Source organism: Microbacterium sp. Root322 (genome assembly GCF_001425645.1).
GTDB lineage: Bacteria > Actinomycetota > Actinomycetes > Actinomycetales > Microbacteriaceae > Microbacterium > Microbacterium maritypicum.
In genome coordinates this window covers 781,324-801,392 of record NZ_LMCS01000002.1, presented here as the reverse complement: position 1 = coordinate 801,392, position 20,069 = coordinate 781,324, and the positions used below count along the sequence as shown (strand labels likewise).

Here is a 20,069-nt window from a genome sequence, read left to right as displayed (position 1 = left end):
CCTACGGTGATCGCAGAGGCGGCGTGGGGTCGTGCGGTGCCGGTCAGCTCACGTTCTTCTTGAGCCACGGAAGCGGGTCGACCGCCACCGTGTTGATGTGGACCTCGAAGTGCAGGCACGAACCGAACACGTACCCTGTCGAGCCGACGTCGCCGATGTACTGGCCCTCCTCGACGCAGTCTCCGACCTCGACCGCGCGACTGCCGTAGGTCATGTGCGAGTAGACGGTGCTCACGGCCTGCCCGTCGACGATGCTCTCGATCTGGATCGTGACGCCGTAACCCTGGTAGCTCTCGGTGGACCGCGAGACGCAGCCCTTCATCGCTGCGTTGATGGGGGTGCCGATGGGGGCGGCGAAGTCCTGGCCGAGGTGGGATCGGCCCGGCCGCGAGGCGCCGAAGCCATCGGTGAACGAGTAGGTCCCGTCGGCCATCGGCATCACGATGCGTCCGGCGAGGGGGATGTCCATCGCGCTGGAGAGAGGCATGCCGGCGGCGACGGCGGCGGCAGCGGCGCGGGAGCGGGTCTCCTTGATCTCCTCGGGCGTCGTCGCGGAGAAGTTCCCCCGGGGATCGATCTGGGCCCGGATTCCCGCCTTCGCTGTGTACGACTGCGCGGTTCCTTCGGCTGCGGTGGAGACGCTGGCGCTGGCGTTGGCGGCCTGGCCGCCGACGGGGTTGAGTGCGGGAAGAGCCGCGCCGGAGATCAGCACGCCGATCGCCAGTGTGGCACCAAGTGCCTTAGCCCTCGCCCACCGGCGCTTCTCCCGGCGCACCAGAGCTCGAGAAGTCGGCGCCGTCGGCGCAGCCAGGTGTCGCGGGCGCAGACGAGGATCCCAGGAGCGGGGTGCCTGTGGGGTGGCCGGAGGGGCGTCGGAGGAGGAGGTGGGCGCTGCGGAGGAGGTGGGGGCTGCCTCGGGGGTGAGGGCCGCCTCGGGGGCGGGGGTGGGCAGTGCTGCCTCGCGCGTGGGTGCTGCCTCGGGTGTGGGGGTTGCCTCGGGTGTGGGGGTTGCCTCGGGTGTGGGGGTTGCCTCGGGTGTGGGGGTTGCCTCGGGTGTGGGGGCTACCTCGCGTGCGGGGGCCGCTTCGGTTGCGGTTGCCGGGGCTGCCTCCGCTCCCGGGGTGGGGTCAGCCGCGGAAGGGGTGTCGCGGGCGGAGGAGGCATCACCCGGAGTGGCTGCTTCGGGCGCAGAAGCAGCAGGAGCTGCATTCGCCCGGCGGGAACTCCGTGAATCTGCGGTGGCGGAGCGCCTCAGGTCGCGCCGCAAGAGCGGTCGCGTCGAGTCAGGGACTTGTGCGGGGGCTTCCGAGGCGTCGTGATCGCGCTCGGGTGGCAGGGAGTTCGTGACGGGGTCCTTCCGGGAGGCAGGTGTGCGCGGCGGGCGATCCCCCCGGATGCCACCGTTACCGATCTGTAATCTAATTCGCGAAGTCGAGAGCGTCAAATCGAGAGCGCATGGATCGAGATCACACGTCGCGGAGGGGTGCTCGGGCTTCGATCGACCTCGGTGCCTGTGCGTTGCGGAGGACGATGCACCGATTCTGCGCCGGGAGCCCGGGGTCCGGGCGAGCCGTGGGGCACGATCTGCTGCACGTGTGGAAAGGCGGGAATTCGCCTCGGTTGTGGAGGAGTCGCGGGCCTCGTGTGTGTTCCGGAATACCGCTCTGAACTGGCTTTATTCGGTAGCGAATGTCGGTGGCTCCGCGTTGACTTGCGCGTATGACAACCCCGGTGGAGATGCTCGGTCAGACGGCCGCTGATCTGGACGCGCTGCTGCGTTCCGACGTGGTGGCGGGGTTGCCGGATGACGCGAAGATGCAGCTCTTGCGTGTGGCGGGGGAGGTGCAGCGGCGCGTGGAGGCGCTGGTCGTGGAGACGGTCGCGTCTGTCGATGCGCGCCCGGCCGGGTCGGGTGAGGTGGCATTCTGCGGTCGATTCGGGTGTCGGACGATGGGCGAGCTGCTGCAGAGGGTGCTGCGGACGGATGCCGCTGGCGCTGGTCGAGTGGTGAAGGCGGCGAAGGCCGTGCGTCGCGAGGTGGAGCTGTCGTCGGGGGTTCGCTTGCCGGCGCGGTGGCCGGCGATGCGGGCGGCGATGCTCGACGGGGCGGTGGGGGTGGCCGGGCTGCTGGCAGCGACAGGACCGGTGGAACACGCTGCGGTCCGGGTCGGTACAGCTGACCGGCTGCTCGCAGATGCGGAGCTTGCGGCGTATGCCCGCGGATGCGCGGTCGCTGCCCAGGGGGCGGACGACGGCCGCCGCGCCGACGCGGATGCGGCTGTCGACGGCGAAGAGGCACCACCGGCGACGCCGGAAGACCTCCGGATCCTGGCGCAGGTGATCGTGCAGTACCTCGACCCCGACGGCGCGGAGCCGGCAGACGACATCGCGATGCGCGCCCGGGGGATCATCCTGGGCCGGGCGAAAGACGGGGTGATCCCGATCCGGGGCGGGCTGCTGCCCGAGGTCGCGGGACAGCTGCAGCGCATCTTCGACGCCTATCTGAACCCGAGAGTCGACGGGCCATCCGCGCCCGGGGTCGTCGTCTTCCAGCCGTCCGTCCTGGTCGACCATGACGAGGCCGCCTCCACCGGGGCGGTGGGGGGAACAGGCGACGATGTCCTTCCTTCCGACGATGCCCTTCCCTCCGACGATCCCGCCCGGATGGTCGACACCCGGTCCCGCGCACAGAAGCAGCACGACACCCTCGCCGCGGTGCTGGGGATCGCTGCGCGGCACGATGAGATGCCCCGTCTCGGTGGCGCCGCACCGACTCTGGTCGTGACCGTCACCGCCGACGACTACATCGCCGGGCGCGGGTGGGCGCACGTCGACGGTATCGACGTCCCCGTATCCGTGCGTACCGCCGCACACACCGCCTGCGCGGGTGGAGTGCAGCGGGTGCTGTTCGACCCGGCAGGGCGCATCATCGGAATCGACACCTCCGACCGGATCTTCAGCGCCCATCAACGCCGGGCGATCACTCTCCGTGACCACGAATGCCTGATTCCCGGCTGCCACGTCCCCGCGACGTGGTGCGAGATCCACCATGTCCAGGAGCACTCGCGCGGCGGGCCCACCCACACCGATAACGGCGTCGCCCTCTGCTGGCACCATCACCGTACCCTCGACGCCTCCGGATGGGAGATCCGCATGCGACACGGCACCCCTCACGTCCGCGGCCCCGCGTGGTGGGATCCCACCCGACGATGGCGCGTGCCCCAGCCGGTGAGCAAGGCTCGCAACAGGCCGGCTGCCCGCCGCTCGGCACTGCTCAGGACGTGAACCGAGACATGCAGGCTCGGCGCGACGTGTCGACTAGTGCGACACGATGTGGCATGCTGGCGGGCGTTGCGCCCGGCTCCGTGTCGGCATCGCGTCGGAACGACACCTGGCGCGGTACACGAAAACCAGACAGGCAACCCAGGGAACAGATGTCCAGACCACTCGCGGGACCGCAGGGCCTGCTGCGCACGCTCAACGGCCGCGCGATCCTGGAGGCGCTCGCTCGCAGCGGGCCGCAGACCCGTTCGGAGCTGATGTCCGCCACTGGTCTGTCACGCACCGCGGTCACGCAGGTGCTGCGGATGCTCGAGAACGCCGGAGCCGTCGCGTCGGCAGGCCTCGACCGGGACACGAGAGGCCCCGCCGCCGGACGGGTCGCCCTGCATCCGCGCCTCGGATTCGCCGTCGCCGTGCACGTCGATCACCATGCCGCCCACGTCGTGCTCGTCGACGCCGGCGGAACCGTGCGGGCGGAGGAGCACGCCCCGTTCACCGAGGCCGAAGATCGCGTGACCCACATCGTCTCCCTCGTCGAGCGGTGTCGCCGCACGGTGAAAGCGGCGAAGGGCGCCGTTCACCTGGCGGTTGTCGGAGTGCCCGGCATCGTCACGGCCGACGGCGGCATCCGCGACGACCTCGGCCCCGACGGCGGCGCATTCCGTGCGGCGCTGTCGACCGCCCTCGACTGTCCTGTGCGCATCGAGAACGATGTGAATCTCGCAGCCCTCGCCGAGCTCACCGCTGGAGAAGGAGCGGTCCTCGCCAGCTTCGCGCTGCTGCTCCTCGACGACGGGCTCGGGGCCGGCATCGTGATCGACGGCGCGCTGCACCGCGGCTTCTCCGGCGTCGCCGGCGAAGTCATGTACCTGCCGCAGACGCCCATCCCGATCGGTGCGCCCCTCGTGGGCGACGCGGTCGTGGGCGACCTGGCCCTCGGCGCCGGCCGCGATCCCGGGGCATCTTTCGCCGATCATCTGGAGGCGGCCGTCCGCGGAGACGCTGCGGCGGTACGGATCGTGTCCGAGATCGCTCGACGCATCGTTCTCGTGGCCGGCAGCGTGGGGCTGGTGCTCGATCCGGAAGCCTTCATCCTCAGCGGCGAAGCAGCTCATCCGGCACTCGTCGCCGCGATCGTGCGGATCGCCGGCGAGTACGAGGCGCAGCTCCCCCTGCGGTTCCTCGTCTCCTCCTTCGGTCCGGAGGCTCCGCTGGTCGGCGCCGTCAACGAAGCGGCCGTTGCGCTCCGAGGCGAACTCTTCGCCCGCATCCTCACGCCCGCCTCCCCGGGTGGCCGATGAACACCACCCGTTGCACACCACCATTCCGAGCACCGCCGCTCGAATCACCCGACAGGATCCTCGATGACCGCACCTTCCGACCTCGCCGATCGACTCGGTCTCGCGCCCGGTGCGCGGGCGATCATCCTCAATGCGGATGATTTCGGCATGTGCCATGCGGCCAACACCGCCATCATCGACCTGCTCACAGCCGGACGCATCGACTCGACGACCGTGATGGTCCCGTGCTCGTGGTCCCCGGCAGCACTCGCTTTCGCGGCCTCCCGCACCGACCTCGACGTCGGCGTGCACCTCGTTCTCACCAGCGAATGGGCCCGCTACCGGTGGCGCCCGCTGACAGGTACCGCTACGAGCCTCGTCGACGCCGCGGGCTTCTTCCCGACCGACGTCCTGTCCGTCGAGCAGAACGCCACCGATGACGATGTCGCCGCCGAACTCGCCGCCCAGTTGCAGACCGCGCTCGACGCCGGCGTCGACGTGACGCACCTCGACAATCACATGGGTTCGGTCTACGGGCTCGTGACCGGCCGAGGCTTCCTCCGCCCGGTGTTCGAGCTCGCCGCACGACACGGTCTCCCGTTCCGGCTGCCGCGCAGCATGGACGGGGTCGGCGAGGATTCCGCGCTGCAGGCCCAGCTCGACGCTGCGGCGGCAGCCGCCGATGCAGCCGGCGTCGAGATCATCGATCGGCTGTGGTCGCACCCGTTCGAGCTCCTGCGCGAGGGCACACCGGATGAGGAGACGTACGAGCAGATGCGCGACGGCTTCATCGCGCTGCTGCGAGCGGTGCCGGCCGGAGTCACCGAGATCTACCTGCATCCGATGGTCGACGACGACGAGCTCCGCGCGGCTGTCGACTTCAGTGCGGCGAAGCGCGGCTACGAGCTGCGACTGCTGGGCGATCCGGCCGTGCTGCAGGCGATCGAGGACGAGGCGCTCGTGCGCATCGGCTGGCGCGACCTGCGCGACCTGCAAAGGGGAGACGCCCGGTGACGTCGCTGAGCGAGCGGGTGCGCGACCGACGTCTGGACGCGGCGCCGACCAGAGCGCAGACGATCGCGTTCGGAGCCTCCGGCTTCCCGACGCAGCTCATGGCGCAGACGTTCTCGGCCTTCGTCGTCTACTTCTACGTCTCTCACCTCGCCGTCCCCGCCGGGTGGGTGGCGGTCGCGATGATCGCCCACGGCATCCTGAACGCGGTGCTGAACCCCGTCGTGGGCACGGTCTCCGACCGGCTGCGCACACCGTGGGGCCGGCGCATCCCCTGGATCGGCGTGGGCATCGTGCCGCTCGTCGTCGCGTTCGCGCTGGTGTGGATGCCGCCAGAGCTCCCCGTGAGCGGCCTCATCATCTGGTTCCTCGTCGTCGTCGCCGTATACGACGTGGCCTTCGTGGTCGTGGTGCTGAACATCTCCGCCCTGTTCCCCGAGATCTTCCGCACCACCGAGGAGCGCGCCCGCGGCAACGTGCCACGTCAGATCTTCGCGATCCTCGGCATGGTCCTCGGAACAGCCGGTGCGCCGGCGCTGTACAGCGCGCTCGGCTGGCCGGGCATGGCCCTGGTGCTCGGCGCCGTCTGCCTGGTGCTGCTCGTGTGGTCGTTCTTCGGGGGGATGATCGAGCGGCGGGTTCCGGAGGCGGCATCGGAGGCCATGCGCTGGGGCGACCAGCTGAGGTACACCTTCCGCAACCGCGCGTTCGTCCCCTACGTGCTCGGGTCGCTGTTCGTGCAGACCTCGATCGCCGTGATCCTGGCGGCGGTCCCCTTCTACGTCAGGTACTCCCTGCGTGCACCGGAGGGAGAGGGCAGCCTGCTGCTCGGGGTGATCTTCGTCACCGCGATCCCCTCGATCGTGTTGTGGAGCGCGGTCGTTCGCCGCACCTCTCCTCGCACCGCGCTGCTGTGGAGCGTCGCGGTGTTCGGCGCGGCCATGCTCGGCTACCTCGTGGCGGCAGACGTGCCCGGTGCGGTTCTGGTCGGTGTGGCGGTCGGCGTGGGCGTCGGCGGCCTGCTGCAGCTGCTCGAGGTCGTGCTCGCGCAGATCATCGACGAGGATGCCGCGCGCACAGGTCATCGTCGGGAAGGCGCCTACTTCGGAGTGAACGGCTTCGTGGTGCGCGGCTCGGTCGTGCTGCAGGCGATCGTCGCCGCGGTGGTGCTGACGGCATCCGGCTTCGACGCCGGTCTCGGCGACGCGCAGCCCGAGAGCGTCGACGGCGGCATCCGGCTGATGCTCGCGGTGATCCCGCTCGGGTTCACCGCGCTCGCCTGGTTCTGCTTCTGGCTCTATCCGATCAGGTCCCGCGACCTCTGACCGCTACGGACGAGCAGCCTGGCGCGCCTCCCACCCCGTGCGCACCATCTCGTCGACCGAGTACCGCATGGTCCAGTCGAGGTCGCGCGCTGCGAGTTCGCCCGTCGCCACGATGCGGTCGGGGTCGCCCGGCCGCCGCGGTCCGATCTCGGGGGTGAAGTCGATGCCGGTGACGCGGGCGACGGCGTCCATGATCTGCTTCACGCTGAGTCCATCGCCGGAGCCGAGGTTGTAGGCGGCTTCGATCGGACGTCCGTCGGAGAGGCGCTGGGCTGCGGCGACGTGGGCCGTCGCGATGTCGCCGACGTGCACGTAGTCGCGCACGTTCGTCCCGTCTTCGGTGGCATAGTCGTCGCCGAAGATCTTGGGGGTCGTGCCCGCGAGCAGCGCCTCGAACACGATCGGGAAGAGGTTGTGCGGGCTGACGTCGTAGACCGTCGGGTCGGCGGAGCCCACCACATTGAAGTACCGCAGCGACGTGTGACGCAGCGGCCGCTCGGAGTCGGCCGTGGCGATGCCCTGGTCGCGTAGCAGCCACTCGCCGATCAGCTTCGATTCGCCGTAGGGGCTCGCCGGCTTCTTGGGGGTGTCCTCGACGACGAGCGCGACGTCGGGGGTCCCGAACACCGCGGCGGACGACGAGAAGACGATGTTCGAGACGCCAGCGGCCTCCATGGCCTCCAGGACCACGCGCGTGCCCTCGACGTTCTGCGCATAGGTGTGCAGGGGGCGCTGCACCGAGACGCCGGCGTACTTGAATCCGGCGACGTGGATCACTCCTGCGGCGTCGTGATCGCGCAGCGTCTTCTCGACGAGTTCGCGGTCCAGGATGCTGCCCTGTACGAACGCCACCCCCTCGGGCACGAACGATGCGACGCCGCTGGACAGGTCATCCAGCACGACCGGGGTGAGCCCCGCGTCGGCGAGGGCGCGCACCACGTGGGCGCCGATGTATCCGGCGCCGCCGGTGACGATCCAGGACATTGCGTCTCCTCTCCCGCCACGACGTCGTCGCGGCTCGATGGGTCATTCTGTCAGGCGTCGCGGCGGGGCCCGGCAGACGGGGTCACCGTGAACAGCAGGGGGGCCGCGAATCGGGAGGCCGCGAAGGCCGCGTTCACGGCATCCGCGACCGCCTCGACGGCATCCTGCTCGATCAGTGCGATCGCGGCTCCGCCGAATCCGCCGCCCGTCATCCGTGCGCCCAGGGCGCCGGCCGCCAGCGCGGTGTCGACCGCGGTGTCGAGTTCGGGGGTCGAGATCTCGAAGTCGTCGCGCATCGAGGCGTGCGAGGCGAGCAGGAGATCGCCGATCGCGCGCACACCCTGCTCGCGCAGCACCCGCACCGTGTCGAGCACGCGCTGGTTCTCGGTGACGATGTGGCGTACGCGCCGGAAGGTGACGTCGTCCATCAGCTCCTGGGCGCGCGGCAGGTCGTCGATCGACACGTCGCGCAGCGCGGACACCCCCATGATCGACGCACCGAGCTCGCACGAGGCCCGGCGTTCGCGGTAGCCGCCCGTGGAGTGCGCGTGCTTGACCCGTGTGTCGATCACGAGGATGGCGAGTCCGGCTTCGGCGACGGCGAGAGGTACGAGCTGGGTCTCCAGCGACCGGCAGTCGAGGAAGATCGCAGTGTCGGGGCGGCCGAGCATCGACGCCATCTGGTCCATGATCCCGGTGGGAGCGCCGACGGCCTCGTTCTCGGCACGTCGTCCGATGCGGGCGAGGGTCGTGCCGTCGAGCCCGGTGCCCCACAGCTCGTTCAGAGCGGAAGCCGTTGCCCCTTCGATCGCGGCGGACGACGAGAGCCCCGCTCCCACCGGCACGTCGGAGGCGATCGCGATGTCGAGTCCGCTGAACGGGCCGGCCTCCACCGCGGCCTGACGCAATGCCCAGGCGACCCCGAGCGGATAGGCGGCCCATTCCGGGACGGCCGGATGCGAGCCGGGTGCGGTGGGGAACAGGCGGTCGAGTTCGTCGAGGGCGACCTCGACCGGCTCGTCCGCGAAGGTGGAGCCGACCAGGACGCGACCGCGGTCGTCGTCGCGCCGGCCGACCGCGGCGACCGTGCGCTGCGGGATGGCGAACGGCAGGACGAACCCGTCGTTGTAGTCGGTGTGCTCGCCGATGAGGTTCACGCGTCCCGGTGCCGACCAGAGCCCATCGGGTTCGCGGCCGGTGAGCCGGGTGAAGAGGGTGCGGGCGTCGTGGGCGGCGGTCATGCGGATGCTCCGGGGTCGGTCTGGTCGTGCGAGGCGCGTTCGATCGCCTCGCGAAGTCGCGCGGCTCCGACCTCGGGCGGCACCTCGGCTGCCCACGCCCACATCGCGGCCTCGGAGCCGGCGAGGAACTTCAGCTTGTCGGCGGCGCGGCGGGGGCTCGTCAGCTGCAGGTGCAGGCGCACGGTGTCGCGACCGACGTGCACGGGCGCCTGGTGCCAGGCCGCGATGTAGGGGGTCGGGGAGTCGTAGAGCGCGTCGACACCGCGCAGCAGCCGCAGGTACAGCGGGGCGAGCTCGTCGCGCTCCGCCTGCGTGGTCTCGGCGAGGTCGGGCACGTGGCGGTGCGGCATCAGGTGCACCTCGAGCGGCCAGCGCGCGGCGAACGGCACGAAGGCGGTCCAGTGCTCGCCGCGGAACACCACGCGCTCGGACGCCTGCTCGGACTCGAGGATGTGCTGGAACAGGTCGGGGGCCGTGCGATCGATCGACTCCAGCACGCGGGTCGTGCGCGGAGTGACGTACGGGTACGCGTAGATCTGACCGTGCGGGTGGGGCAGGGTGACGCCGATCGCCTCACCACGGTTCTCGAACGGGAAGATCTGCTCGATGCCGGGCAGCGTCGACAGCGCCGCCGTGCGGTCGGCCCAGGCCTCGATGACGGTGCGGGCGCGGGTGACGGACTGCGTGCCGAAGGATCCCGCGTGCTCGGGGCTGAAGCAGACGACCTCGCAACGTCCGACCGAGGTGCGTGTGCGGCCGAGGCCGAGGGCTGCGAGATCGTCCAGTCCGCGGGGCGCGTTGGATGCCACGGGTGCGGTGCCCACTGCTTCCGCGAGGGCGGGCCCGAACGCGGGCGAGCGGTTCTCGAACACCGCGACGTCGTAGCGCGAGGGCACTTCCGACGGATTGCCCGGAGTCTGCGGCGCGAGCGGGTCGGCGTCGGCGCCGGGCATCATCACGCGGTTCTGCCGGTTCGCGGCGACGGTGATCCAGTCGCCGGTGAGCACGTCGAGGCGCATCGTCGCGGTGTCAGGGCGGGGGTCGAGAACACGGGCGTCGATGGCTCGATCGGGTCCGAGCGCGGTGCCGGGGTCGTCGTAGTAGATGAGGTCGCGGCCATCGGCGAGGGTGGTGGCGCGTCGGACGACGCCGGCGCCGAGGGTGTCGGTGCGCAACTCAGGAAGTTCGGGCGTGTTCACGTAAACATGGTACGCACAGAGCCGTGATAACGTCAACATGCCGGAGTCGCGCACCAGCGGTCTGCCGGAGTGTCGAGACGGAGGATGCGGGTGGGCGAGAGCGGACGCGACCGTGTCGAGGAATCTGTCTCCCGCCGGAGGCGTCCGGCGTCCGGTCGCGTGTCGATGGCCATGGTCGCCGCCCGCGCGGGCGTCTCGGGGCAGACCGTCTCGCGCGTCGTCAATGGCAGCTCGCGCGTCGACCCCGACACCCGCGCTCGCGTTGAGCAGGCGATGACCGCACTCGGCTATCGTCCGCACCGCGCAGCCCGAGCCCTGCGCACCGGCCGCTCGCAGACGATCGGACTCGTGGTCACCACCCTGGCGACCGTCGGTAACTCGCGGATGTTGCAGGCGACGGCCGAAGCGGCGGCCGAACGCGGCTACGCGCTCACCCTCGTGACCGCCGCTCACGGGGTCGCCGAGGCCTTCGATCGACTCGCGGAGCAGGAGGTCGACGGCGCGATCGTGCTGAACGAGGCATCGGCCCTGGTCTCCGCCGCTCAGCGCCCCACGGGACTGCGGCTCGTGGTCGTCGACGCACCGACCGGCGCCGGGTTCACCTCGGTGCACAGCGACCACGCGGGCGGGGCCGCCGCCGCCACGCGTCGACTCCTCGGCCTCGGGCACACCACCGTGCACCACCTCGCCGGTCCTGCCGACTCCTTCGCCGCCGTCGAGCGCGAGCGAGGGTGGCGCGAGACCCTCACCGCTGCCGGCATCCATCCGCCCGCCGTCGTCCGCGGCGACTGGAGCGCCGACTCCGGGTACGCGGCTGGTCGAGAACTGGCCTCGGCCACTGCCGTCTTCTGCGCCAACGACCAGATGGCGCTCGGCCTTCTGCGGGCTGTCTCCGAGTCGGGTCGCCGGGTCCCGGAGGATGTCAGCGTGATCGGCTTCGACGATGTGCCGGAGGCCGCGAACTACCGGCCACCGCTGACCACGATCCGTCAGGACTTCACCGCGCTCGCGCAGCGCGCGGTCTCTGCGCTGGTCGATGCGATCGAGGGTATGCCGGAGGCAGAGGGCGCCGCCGTCATCCCGACCGATCTCCTCGAGCGTGCCAGCACCGCGGAGAGCGTGCGGTGACCAGGGTCGTGCTGGCCCCCGACAGCTTCAAGGGCACCATCACGGCAGTCGATGCCGCGGCCGCCCTCGCCGACGGCTGGGCATCGGTCGATCCGACCGCCGAGTTCGTGCATCGGCCGATGGCGGACGGCGGAGAGGGCACCATGGCCGCGTTCGAAGCGGCCGTGCCCGGCGCCGTGCGGATGCCGCTCACGGTCGACGGTCCGGCGGGGCAGAGGGTCGACACCTGCTGGCTGCTGCTGCCCCCGACGGAGAACGCCCCGGCGGGCACGGCCGTGGTCGATCTGGGTTCGACCTCCGGCATCGAGCTGCTGCACGAGCTGTGCCCGTGGGACGCCGACACCACCGGACTCGGGCAAGCCCTGGCCGCCGCCCTCGACCACGGTGTCTCGCGACTCGTCGTCGGCATCGGCTCCAGTGCGTCCACCGATGGAGGCGCGGGGATGCTCACCGCGCTCGGCGCCCGCTTCCTCGACGCCGCGGGTGCACCTGTCGCACGGGGCGCGCGCGGTCTCGACGACATCGCCGCCGTCGATCTGAGCGCCTTGCGCGCGGCCCCCGAGGTGCGCGTTCTCACCGACGTCACCAATCCGCTCACCGGTCCGCGCGGTGCTGCCGCGGTGTTCGGCCCCCAGAAGGGGTTGCGCGCGGCCGATGACATCGCTCTCGTCGACGACGGCCTGCGTCGCCTCGCCGACCTGTTGCGCATCGACCCTGCCGGTCAGGGCCACGGAGCGGCAGGAGGCACGGGAGCTGCGTTCGCGGCGTGGGGTGGCGTGCTCGCTCCCGGCGCCGCAGAGGTGGCCGCGCTCATCGACCTCGCCGGCGCGATCGCCGACGCCGATGTCGTCATCACGGGGGAGGGGTCGTACGACGGACAGTCGGGCGACGGCAAGGCGCCCTCGTTCCTCGCCGGGCTCGCCGCAGCGGCGGGTGCCCGTGCGATGCTCGCCGCCGGGCGCATCACCGACGACGCCGACACCGCACCGTTCGCCGCGTGCGCCTCCCTCACCGCGCTCGCCGGCTCATCGGAGGCGGCGCTCGCCGAACCGGGGCGCTGGCTGCGCGAAGCGGGAGCCGCCTTGGCGCGCACCGTGGTCTGATCCCGCTCCTGCCGGAGACCCCGGCCACGCGCGGCCGGGGTCGTCGCTCGCTGCGCGGGAGGGGTCAGCCGCCCAGCGCGGCCGACACCACGGCACGTGCCTCCGCCTGCACCTCGGCGAGGTGGTCGGGGCCGCGCAGGCTCTCGGCGTAGAGCTTGTAGACGTCTTCGGTACCCGACGGGCGGGCGGCGAACCAGGCGTGCTCGGTCTGCACCTTGAGCCCGCCGATCGCCGCGCCGTTGCCGGGCGCATGCGAGAGCTTCGCGGTGATGTCCTCACCGGCGAGCGTGGTTGCCGTCACGGCTTCGGGGGCGAGCTTGCCGAGGGTGGCCTTCTGCTCCGGCGTGGCCGGAGCGTCGACGCGCTGATAGGCCGAGGCGCCGAAAGCGGTCTCCAGCTCGCGATACCGCTCCGACGGGGTCTTGCCGGTGACGGCGATGATCTCGGCGGCCAGCAGGCACAGCAGGATGCCGTCCTTGTCGGTCGACCAGACCGAGCCGTCCTTGCGGAGGAACGAGGCGCCGGCCGACTCCTCGCCGCCGAACGCGACCGACCCGTCGAGGAGTCCGGGAACGAACCACTTGAATCCGACCGGCACCTCCAGCAGGCGCCGGCCGAGCGATTCGGCCACGCGGTCGATGATCATCGACGACACCAGCGTCTTGCCGATCGCGGCGTCGCGCGGCCAGCCCTCGCGGTGCGAGAAGAGGTAGTCGATGGCGACGGCGAGATAGTGGTTCGGGTTCATCAGCCCCGCGTCAGGGGTCACGATGCCGTGCCGGTCGGCGTCGGCGTCGTTGCCGGTGAGGACGTCGTAGGAGCCCTTCTTCGCCACCAGCGAGGCCATCGCGGAAGGCGACGACGGATCCATCCGGATCTTCTCGTCCCAGTCCAGGGTCATGAAGCGCCAGGTCGGGTCGACCTCGGGGTTCACGACCGTGAGGTCGAGGTCGTGCATCTCCGCGATCAGCGCCCAGTACTCGACGGAGGCTCCACCGAGCGGGTCGGCGCCGATGCTGACACCGGCAGAGCGGATGGCGTCGATGTCGATGATCGACGGCAGGTCGCGCACGTAGGCGTCGCGGAAGTCGTAGCCGGTGAGGGAATCCCAGTCGATGTCGGCGAAGCGCTCCAGCTTCACACCCTCGAGGCTGGCGGCGATGAGGGCGTTCGCGCGGTCGGCGATCCAGCCCGTGGCGTCGGTGTCGGCGGGTCCGCCGTGCGGCGGGTTGTACTTGAAGCCGCCGTCGCGCGGGGGGTTGTGCGAGGGGGTGACGACGATCCCGTCTGCGCGGCTGGGGTCGTCGGCCGCCTTGCCGCGGTTGTACGTGAGGATCGCGTGGCTGAGCGCCGGCGTGGGCACCCACGAGTCGCGGGAGTCGACGCGCACGTCGATGCCGTTCGCGAGCAGCACCTCGATCGCACTGCGCTCGGCGGGAAGCGACAGCGCGTGGGTGTCGCGGCCGAGGAAGAGCGGACCGGTGATGCCCTGCGCATCGCGGTAGTCCACGATCGCCTGCGTCGTGGCGAGGATGTGGTTCTCGTTGAAGCTGTTCGACAGCGAGGATCCGCGATGGCCGCTGGTGCCGAAGACGACCCGTTCGGCCGCGACCTCGGGGTTCGGTGTGCGGTCGTAGTAGGCGGCGATCAGTTCATCGACGTCGATCAGGTCACTTTCCTCCGCAGGGAGGCCGGCACGGCTGGTCATCCCCTCAGTCTGCCCCCTGATCGGCCCGATCGCATCCGAGAAGTCACCAGGAAGAGCGGTCGGCCCGCCGAGGGCTAAGGTGAAACCCGTGACTGAACGCCGCACCTACAGCTATCTCGGCCCTGCCGGAACCTTCACGGAGGCGGCGCTCGACCAGGTGGCCGAGGCCCGCGGCCAGGACTGGCGCCCCGTGCACAACGTGGGTGAGGCTCTCGCCGACGTGCTCGAGGGCCGCAGCGACGCCGCGATGATCGCGATCGAGAACTCGATCGAGGGCGGTGTCTCCACCACGCAGGATGCTCTCGCGACGCTCCCAGGGCTCCGCATCATCGGCGAGTACCTGGTGCGGGTGAACTTCGTGCTGGTGGCCCCTCGGGGGACGACCCTCGATCAGGTCGAGGTGATCGCGGCGCATCCGGTGGCCTACGCCCAGTGCCATGGCTGGCTCGGCGCGAACCTGCCGTCGCACTCGCACGTGCCCGCATCGAGCAACGTCGCGTCCGCGATCGGCGTCCTCGACGGCACGCTGGCAGCGCAAGCCGCGATCGCCGCCCCCGGCATCGTGAATCACTACGACGTCGACGTCCTGGCAGAGGGCATCGGCGACAACGCGCAGGCCGTGACCCGCTTCGTCCTGGTCACCCGCACGACCCGCTCGCCCGAGCCGACCGGCGCCGACAAGACCTCCCTGATCGTCGAGCTCCCGCACGACCACCCGGGTTCGCTCCTCGAGATGCTCGAGCAGTTCTCCACCCGCGGCATCAACCTGTCGCTCATCGAGTCGCGGCCCATCGGTGACGAACTCGGCCGCTATCGGTTCGTGATCGACGCCGACGGCCACATCGAGCACGAACGCATGGCCGACGCGCTGCTCGGCATCCGCCGCTTCAGCCCGCGTGTCGTCTTCCTCGGCTCGTATCCGCGCGCGGACCGGCAGATCGTGCAGTACCCGGACCGCTACTCGGACGACGTGTTCGTCGAGGCGCGCGATTGGCTGCGCGGCATCCTCTCCGGCGAGCCGGAGGCCTGACGCCGCCCGCCCCCGCCGCCCGGTGCGGCCGGGGCGTCGGGTGTCTCAGTGCTCCTGGAAACGCGGCCAGTCGCTGCCAGGGGCCATATGGGAGTGCAGGGCACCCTTCGCCGAGGCGAGGCTCGGGTACGTGCCCGTGGCCGCGTCGGATCCGACCATCGTGACCATGTAGCCGTCTTCGTCGTGGCGGATGCTGCCGACGACGCCGTTGCGGCCGTAGGCGACCCAGAGGGCGAGAGTCTTGGTCGTGCTCATCGTCGAACTCCTTCTGCTGCTGCCGAGAGTGCGTTCGCCGAAGGGGCCGCGCCCCTGTCGACGGCACTGTTCGTGACGCTACGCCTGTGCCGCCGGGAATGCCAGGGGTTGACAGGCGCTCGACATCAGCGGTGCAGGGCGGCGGCGATGAGCTCCAGCGTCTGCGCGCGGCCGGTCGGGACATCGTTCGGCTCGGCGTCGTAGGCACCCGCGACAGGAGACAGCATGACCTCGTCGACGCCGTAGCGGTCGGCGAAGGCGCGCACCTCGGCCGCGACGCTTTCGCCCGTGCCGACGAACCACCGCGAGCGGGCGGCCTGCACGACCTCGTCGGTCGCGGCGTCGGTCACGGCGGCCGCCGCCTGCTCGACGGTCTCGAGGGCGGCGAGGGGCTGGTTCAGGCGCAGGCGCGCCATCATCCGCAGCTGGGGGAGTGCACGGGCCACCGCCTCCTCCTGGGTGGGGGCGGCGACGGCGTTCACGGTCAGGAACGTGCGCGGCTCCGGGTGCTCCTCGCTCGGGCGGTAGCCGGTGCGGTAGAGATCCAGCGCGCGCTCGAGACCCTGCCCCGAGAAGTGGTTCGCGAAGACGTAGGGCAGTCCGTGCGAGGCGGCGAGCTGCGCGGAGTAGTCGCTCGACCCGAGCAGCCACACCTCGGGGGTGCCGGTCGCGGCCGGTGTCGCACGCACCGTGTACTCGCCGCCGGAGGTGAAGCGCACGGTGGCGCCGTCGCCCGAGAGCAGTGCGGCGATGTCCTGCACATGACGCGGGAACTGCTCCACGTCGCTGGTGGTTCCGGAGCCGCGCAGCAGCTGCGTGATCACCGGATCGCTGCCCGGTGCACGGCCGAGGCCCAGGTCGATGCGTCCTGGCGCGATCGCCTCGAGGGCGGCGAACTGCTCGGCCACGATGAGCGGTGCGTGGTTGGGCAGCATCACGCCGCCAGAGCCCAGGCGCAGACGCGAGGTGCGGGTGGCCGCAGCGGCGATCAGCACGGGAGGAGTGGTGGATGCCACCGAGGGCATGTTGTGGTGCTCGGCGAACCAGTAGCGGCGATAGCCGAGGCGCTCGGCGGTCTCCGTGAGGGCGAGCGAGGCGGCGATGGCCTCGGCGCTGGTCTGGCCGGTGCGCACCGGAACGAGGTCGAGGACGGAGAGAGCTGTATCGGACATCATGGACCACAACGCGGGCCTGTGCGGCTCCATTCCCCCGCTACCGTGGGGGCATGGAAGCAGGCATCTTCTACGTCCTCGTCGGGTCGGTCGCCGTCGCCGCGTTCGCGCGCTGGCGCGGATGGCCGGCACCGCTGCTCGTGACGGTCGTGGCGCTCGCCGCATCCTTCCTGCCGTTCGTGCCGGAACTCGACATCGACGGGCACCTCCTCCTCAGCCTGGTACTGCCGCCGCTGCTGTACTCGGCGGCGCTGGACGTGTCGTTCGTCGGATTCAAACGGAGCCTGCCGCAGATCCGCCGCCTCGGCATCTGGCTGGTGCTGCTCACGGCACTCGCCGTCGGCTTCGTCGCGTGGTGGATCCTGCCCTCCCTCACCCTTCCCGGCGCGCTGCTCCTCGGTGCGATCGTGGCCCCGCCGGACGCGGTGTCCGCCGCGGCGATCGGCCGCCGACTCGGATTGCCCCGCCGCATCATGACGGTGCTCTCAGGAGAGAGCCTGATCAACGATGCGACCTCGCTCACGCTGTACCGGGTCTTCGCCGCGATCCTCGCCGGCGCCACCGTCTCCGTGCTGGGCGGCATCGGGCAGTTCCTCCTCGCGGTCGGCGTCGGCGTGGCCGTGGGCCTCGTGTTCGGCATCGTCCTGCACCAGCTGCGCATGCGCATCAGCGATCCGGTCGTGATCGGCACGTTCGGGCTCCTCGCGCCGTTCGGGGCCTACGCGATCGCCGAGCATCTGCTCGGATCGGGAGTGCTCGCCGTCGTGGCGATGGGGCTCTACGTCGGCTACAACTCGCCGCGCACCGACTACACGACGCGTCAGCAGGAGAAGCCGCTGTGGCTCTCGGCCGATCTGCTGCTGGAGAGCTTCGTGTTCGCGTACATCGGCCTCCAGTTCCCGCGCGTGCTCAGCGACCTCGGGAGTGAATCGGTCGGGCAGATCCTGCTGCTCTCCGGGGCGGTTCTGCTCGTCGTCGTCATCGTGCGGCCCCTCTTCATCTACCCGACGAGTGCGTGGTCGAACTTCCAGGATCGCAAACGTCTCGAACGCTGGGATCGCGGTGTCGAATCCGGGGAGTTCGACAAGCGGCACCGCAGGTCCAGGCGCTGGGCGAAGTACACCGCCGACGAACTGCGCAGTCACATCGTGCGCGAGCAGATGGCAGGGCTCCAGCTCACCTGGAAGGACAGCGCCGTCATCTCCTGGGCGGGAATGCGCGGAGTGGTGACGCTGGCGATCGCGGTGGCGGCCGCCGACCTCGCGACCCTCGACACCGAGGCCTCGCACGCGATCGTCGTGGTGGCGTTCATCGTCACGGTGGGCACGCTGCTGATCCAGGGGCTGACGCTGCCGATGCTGATCCGCGGTCTCGGCATCGCCAGCGACGTGGATGAGGAGGAGGACGAGGCAGCCCTCGCCGAGGTCCGCGCGAAGAGCCGCGAGGCCGGGAAGAAGTACCTCGCCGAGAAGCGCATCGAGTGGGAGGCCAAGTACGGCGAGGTCGACCTCCGCGTCTTCGACGCCTTCACCAAGCGCATGACCCGGGTCGAGAGGGACACTGACGAGGCGCAGAAGGTGGAGGACGCCGCGAGCCGGCCCTCCTATGAAGACCTCGTCACGCTGTCGAAGGGCTGGCTGCAGGTGCGTCGCGAGATCCTCCTCGCCGAGCGGGATGCGGGCAACCTCGACGAAGAGGTCATGCGCGAGCTGATCGCCGCGATGGATGCCGAGGAGCTCGCGCTCGACACCCGTGGAGCCACCCGCCAGCAGAGCCGGGCCTGATTCCCCGTACCCCGCCTCCCCGCACTCTTGAATCGTTGAACGGCAGAGCGCCTCGCCCCATGCAGGGACGAGGCGCTCTGGCGTCGCGGGGTGAGGTCAGCGGGCGCTGACCGGCTCCTTGTCGGTGGACGCATCCGCCTCGGGGGCGTCGTCGTCACCGGAGTCGTCGGCGAAAGGCAGCCCCTCGCGCGGCGCGTTGTAGAGCTCTTCGTTCAGGATTCCCTCGCGCTTGGCGACGATCGTCGGGATCAGCGCCTGGCCCGCCACGTTGACCGCGGTGCGGCCCATGTCGAGGATCGGGTCGATCGCGAGCAGCAGTCCCACGCCCTCGAGCGGCAGGCCCAGGGTCGACAGCGTCAGCGTGAGCATCACCACAGCACCGGTGGTGCCGGCAGTCGCAGCGGAGCCGACGACCGAGACGATCACGATCAGCAGGTACTGCACGAAGTTCAGCTCGATGCCGAAGAACTGCGCGACGAAGATCGCGGCGATGGCCGGGTAGATCGCGGCACAGCCGTCCATCTTGGTGGTGGCGCCCAGAGGCACGGCGAACGACGCGTAGGAGCGGGGCACGCCGAGGTTGCGCTCGGTGATGCGCTCGGTGAGGGGCAGCGTTCCGATCGAGGAGCGGCTGACGAAGGCCAGCTGCACCGCCGGCCACACGCCCGAGAAGTACTGCTTGATCGACAGGCCGTGGGTGCGCACCAGGATCGGGTAGACCACGAACAGTACGAGTGCGAGCCCGATGTAGACCGCGGCGGCGAACCAGCCGAGGGAGGCCAGCTTCTCCCAGCCGTACTTGATCACGGCCGAGCCGATGAGGCCGAACGTGCCGAGCGGGGCGATGCGGATGATCCACCACAGCACGCGCTGGATGACCTTGAGCAGCGACTCGGTGAAGACGAGGAACGGCTCGGCCTTCTTGCCGGCCTTGAGAGCGGCGATGCCGACGACGGCGGCGACCACGATCACCTGCAGGATGTTGAAGCCGACGCTCGACGAGAAGGTCCCCTCGACGGCACCGGGCGAGGTGTTGACGGTGAGGCCGAGGAAGTTCTGCGGGATGAGGCCCAGCAGGAAGTTCCACCAGGTGCCCACGGTGTACGGGTCACCGGGCTCGAGGCCTTCGCCGGCGCGGTTGCCGGGCTGGATCACGAGGCCGAGCACGATGCCGATGATCACGGCGATGAACGCGGTGATCGCGAACCACAGGATCGTCTGGCCGGCGAGGCGCGCGGCGTTCTGCACGCGGCGCAGGTTCGAGATGCTGGCGACGATGGCCGTGAAGATCAGCGGCACGACGGCGGCGCGCAGCAGCGTCACGTACGAGTTGCCGATGGTGTCGAGCGTGGCCGACAGCCCTGTCGGGTTCTCAGCGGTGGCGCCGAGCTGGCGGCCGATCAGACCGGCGGCGATGCCGAGGACGAGGGCTGCGAGGATCTGGAAGCCGAACGAGGTCAGCAGCTTCCGGACCGGCCCGCGGGTGTCAGGCGCCTTCTGGGCGCGTGCGGTGGTGCTCATGAGGTGGGGACTCCAGAATCGCGACGCGCCGAGTACGCGCCATGAG

The 20,069-nt window shown here is 70.5% G+C and carries 16 protein-coding genes; 8 read left to right on the top strand and 8 right to left on the bottom strand.

Annotated features, from left to right (window positions below):
- Positions 1 to 43 precede the first annotated feature (43 nt).
- A complete protein-coding gene (locus ASC55_RS08730; RefSeq protein ID WP_235562460.1) occupies positions 44 to 712 on the bottom strand; it encodes a M23 family metallopeptidase in 669 nt (222 codons plus the stop codon).
- 1,007 nt (positions 713 to 1,719) lie between these two features.
- On the opposite strand from ASC55_RS08730, the gene ASC55_RS08725 reads away from it, so the two are divergent.
- The 4 genes from ASC55_RS08725 (at position 1,720) to ASC55_RS08710 (ending at position 6,898) form a co-directional block, all read left to right on the top strand.
- Positions 1,720 to 3,285 carry an HNH endonuclease signature motif containing protein gene (locus ASC55_RS08725; protein WP_082524277.1) on the top strand — a complete coding sequence of 522 codons (1,566 nt, stop codon included), beginning with the start codon at positions 1,720 to 1,722 and terminating at the stop codon, positions 3,283 to 3,285.
- Positions 3,286 to 3,434: 149 nt separating this feature from the next.
- Positions 3,435 to 4,583 (top strand): ROK family transcriptional regulator, encoded by a 1,149-nt coding sequence (locus ASC55_RS08720; RefSeq protein WP_055874490.1) that lies wholly within the window; start codon positions 3,435 to 3,437, stop codon positions 4,581 to 4,583.
- A 63-nt stretch (positions 4,584 to 4,646) separates the two neighbouring features.
- Positions 4,647 to 5,576 carry a polysaccharide deacetylase family protein gene (locus ASC55_RS08715; RefSeq protein ID WP_055874489.1) on the top strand — a complete coding sequence of 310 codons (930 nt, stop codon included), beginning with the start codon at positions 4,647 to 4,649 and terminating at the stop codon, positions 5,574 to 5,576.
- The gene (locus ASC55_RS08710) at positions 5,573 to 6,898 is read left to right on the top strand and encodes an MFS transporter (protein ID WP_055874487.1); all 1,326 of its coding nucleotides are present in this window, start codon (positions 5,573 to 5,575) and stop codon (positions 6,896 to 6,898) included. The genes ASC55_RS08715 and ASC55_RS08710 overlap by 4 nt, the downstream gene beginning before the upstream one ends.
- Before the next feature lie 3 nt (positions 6,899 to 6,901).
- Here the strand turns inward: ASC55_RS08710 and galE are convergent, their stop codons facing one another.
- The 3 genes from galE to galT are packed head-to-tail and all read right to left on the bottom strand — an operon-like array spanning position 6,902 to position 10,322.
- Positions 6,902 to 7,882, bottom strand: a complete 981-nt coding sequence (galE, locus tag ASC55_RS08705; protein ID WP_055874484.1) for a UDP-glucose 4-epimerase GalE — start codon at positions 7,880 to 7,882, stop codon at positions 6,902 to 6,904.
- A 50-nt stretch (positions 7,883 to 7,932) separates the two neighbouring features.
- Positions 7,933 to 9,123 carry a galactokinase gene (galK, locus tag ASC55_RS08700; RefSeq protein ID WP_055874480.1) on the bottom strand — a complete coding sequence of 397 codons (1,191 nt, stop codon included), beginning with the start codon at positions 9,121 to 9,123 and terminating at the stop codon, positions 7,933 to 7,935.
- Positions 9,120 to 10,322, bottom strand: coding sequence for a galactose-1-phosphate uridylyltransferase (galT, locus tag ASC55_RS08695; protein ID WP_055874477.1), 1,203 nt, complete (start codon positions 10,320 to 10,322; stop codon positions 9,120 to 9,122). The genes galK and galT overlap by 4 nt, the downstream gene beginning before the upstream one ends.
- Positions 10,323 to 10,487: 165 nt before the next feature.
- Here galT and ASC55_RS08690 point away from each other — a divergent pair, with 165 nt between their 5' ends.
- On the top strand, positions 10,488 to 11,450 hold the full coding sequence (locus tag ASC55_RS08690; protein ID WP_055876041.1) for a LacI family DNA-binding transcriptional regulator: 963 nt from the start codon (positions 10,488 to 10,490) through the stop codon (positions 11,448 to 11,450).
- The gene (locus ASC55_RS08685) at positions 11,447 to 12,553 is read left to right on the top strand and encodes a glycerate kinase (RefSeq protein WP_055874474.1); all 1,107 of its coding nucleotides are present in this window, start codon (positions 11,447 to 11,449) and stop codon (positions 12,551 to 12,553) included. Before ASC55_RS08690 ends, ASC55_RS08685 begins: the two co-directional genes overlap by 4 nt.
- Positions 12,554 to 12,617: 64 nt before the next feature.
- Here ASC55_RS08685 and pgm read toward each other — a convergent pair whose 3' ends face one another.
- The gene (gene pgm / locus ASC55_RS08680) at positions 12,618 to 14,261 is read right to left on the bottom strand and encodes a phosphoglucomutase (alpha-D-glucose-1,6-bisphosphate-dependent) (protein ID WP_055874471.1); all 1,644 of its coding nucleotides are present in this window, start codon (positions 14,259 to 14,261) and stop codon (positions 12,618 to 12,620) included.
- Between the two features lie 79 nt (positions 14,262 to 14,340).
- On the opposite strand from pgm, the gene pheA reads away from it, so the two are divergent.
- Positions 14,341 to 15,291: a prephenate dehydratase gene (gene pheA, locus ASC55_RS08675; RefSeq protein ID WP_017829431.1), complete on the top strand. Its 951-nt coding sequence runs from the start codon at positions 14,341 to 14,343 to the stop codon at positions 15,289 to 15,291.
- 45 nt (positions 15,292 to 15,336) lie between these two features.
- On the opposite strand, the gene ASC55_RS08670 is transcribed toward pheA, so the two are convergent.
- Complete coding sequence (locus ASC55_RS08670; protein ID WP_055874468.1) at positions 15,337 to 15,546, bottom strand: hypothetical protein; 210 nt, start codon at positions 15,544 to 15,546, stop codon at positions 15,337 to 15,339.
- 125 nt (positions 15,547 to 15,671) lie between these two features.
- Positions 15,672 to 16,718 carry an LLM class flavin-dependent oxidoreductase gene (locus ASC55_RS08665; RefSeq protein WP_200935160.1) on the bottom strand — a complete coding sequence of 349 codons (1,047 nt, stop codon included), beginning with the start codon at positions 16,716 to 16,718 and terminating at the stop codon, positions 15,672 to 15,674.
- 53 nt (positions 16,719 to 16,771) lie between these two features.
- Here ASC55_RS08665 and ASC55_RS08660 point away from each other — a divergent pair, with 53 nt between their 5' ends.
- Entirely contained in the window at positions 16,772 to 18,502 is a 1,731-nt protein-coding gene (locus ASC55_RS08660; protein ID WP_055874462.1) for a cation:proton antiporter, read from the top strand.
- Positions 18,503 to 18,598: 96 nt separating this feature from the next.
- Here ASC55_RS08660 and ASC55_RS08655 read toward each other — a convergent pair whose 3' ends face one another.
- A complete protein-coding gene (locus tag ASC55_RS08655; protein WP_055874459.1) occupies positions 18,599 to 20,023 on the bottom strand; it encodes a dicarboxylate/amino acid:cation symporter in 1,425 nt (474 codons plus the stop codon).
- Between the last annotated feature and the right edge of the window lie 46 nt (positions 20,024 to 20,069).